At 80.5% G+C, this 482-nt stretch carries 1 protein-coding gene; it reads right to left on the bottom strand.

The window, feature by feature from the left end; genetic code table 11:
- Positions 1–391 (bottom strand): hypothetical protein (locus ACFXA3_RS29495; RefSeq protein WP_385191596.1); only part of this gene is annotated, 391 nt, incomplete at its 3' end.
- Positions 392–482 lie beyond the last annotated feature (91 nt).

Here is a 482-nt window from a genome sequence, read left to right as displayed (position 1 = left end):
ACGCCGCCGTCCGCCCCCACGGCACGAGGGGCAGCCCGCCCGAGGCCAGCCGCCCGGCCAGCGCCGGACGGGCCCGTACCGCATCCGACAGCCCGGGCCCTCCTTCCGCCAGGCCGTCGTACACCTCCACCCCCTCCCACTCCAGCAGCCGGCCGACCCGCTCGATCCAGCCCGGGGGCACCGCCCCGGGCAGCACCAGCGCCCCCGGCCACGGGCTGTAGAACGCGGCCAGGCAGGCGTAGTGGTGTGCGGCCCGCTGGTCGCGGTCCAGGGAGGCGTCGGCGAACTGGGTGTTGTACTCGGCGACGTTGCCCACGTGCACCGCCGGTCCGCCGCCCGTCCAGGCCCGCGCCCAGGCGGCGAGCGGTGCGGGCGCGACCTCGAACCGCACCAGCCCGGTGGGTACGTCGTGGGGGGGCGGGGGGGGCCCCGCGGCCCCCCGCGGGCCCGGAGGCGCCCAAGGGCGGGCCGGCGGCGGCGCG

Origin of the sequence: Streptomyces sp. NPDC059456, from assembly GCF_042750055.1 — a bacterium.
Lineage (GTDB): Bacteria > Actinomycetota > Actinomycetes > Streptomycetales > Streptomycetaceae > Streptomyces.
The sequence above is the reverse complement of the archived record's forward strand: the minus strand, read 5'-3'. Positions and strand labels throughout refer to the sequence as shown.